Genomic DNA, 1,093 nt, shown 5'->3' with positions numbered 1-1,093 from the left:
CACACGACGCTGCACCTAAATGCATTTCGGGGAGAACCAGCTATCACGGAGTTTGATTGGCCTTTCACCCCTAACCACAGGTCATCCCCCAGGTTTTCAACCCTGGTGGGTTCGGTCCTCCACGAAGTCTTACCTCCGCTTCAACCTGCCCATGGCTAGATCACTCCGCTTCGGGTCTTGAGCGCGCTACTGAATCGCCCTGTTCGGACTCGCTTTCGCTACGGCTTCCCCACACGGGTTAACCTCGCAACACACCGCAAACTCGCAGGCTCATTCTTCAAAAGGCACGCAGTCACGAGGCCAGGACAAGTCCTAGCCCGACGCTCCCACGGCTTGTAGGCACACGGTTTCAGGTACTATTTCACTCCGCTCCCGCGGTACTTTTCACCATTCCCTCACGGTACTATCCGCTATCGGTCACCAGGGAATATTTAGGCTTAGCGGGTGGTCCCGCCAGATTCACACGGGATTTCTCGGGCCCCGTGCTACTTGGGAAATTCTCAAGCAAGCCGTATGAATTTCAGCTACGGGGGTCTTACCCTCTACGCCGGACCTTTCGCATGTCCTTCGCCTATCCATACGGTTTCTGACTCGCCGACCAGTCGGCAGACTGGTCAAGAGAATTCCCGCAACCCCGTATGCGCAACCCCTGCCGGGTATCACACGCATACGGTTTGGCCTCATCCGGTTTCGCTCGCCACTACTCCCGGAATCACGGTTGTTTTCTCTTCCTGAGGGTACTGAGATGTTTCACTTCCCCTCGTTCCCTCCACACTGCCTATGTGTTCAGCAGTGGGTGACAGCCCATGACGACTGCCGGGTTTCCCCATTCGGAAACCCCCGGATCAAAGCCTGGTTGACGGCTCCCCGGGGACTATCGTGGCCTCCCACGTCCTTCATCGGTTCCTGGTGCCAAGGCATCCACCGTGCGCCCTTAAAAACTTGGCCACAGATGCTCGCGTCCACTGTGTAGTTCTCAAACAACGACCAGCCACCCATCACCCCACCCGCAACGGGTGAGTGCACCGGGGCCGGCATCCCGAAGGACGAGCAACGCTCGTACCCTCAGACACCCAACAGCGCGCCAGGCACG

General features: G+C 58.1%; 1 other annotated feature (cut by a window edge).

The annotated features are described in order from the left end of the window. Positions 1-948, bottom strand: a sequence feature (23S ribosomal RNA rRNA prediction is too short) (it extends 202 nt beyond the left edge of the window). Between the last annotated feature and the right edge of the window lie 145 nt (positions 949-1,093).

It is taken from the genome of Streptomyces sp. T39 (assembly GCF_008042045.1).
Lineage (GTDB): Bacteria > Actinomycetota > Actinomycetes > Streptomycetales > Streptomycetaceae > Streptomyces.
Note: the sequence above shows the minus strand (reverse complement) of the source record. Positions and strands in the feature narration are given on the sequence as shown.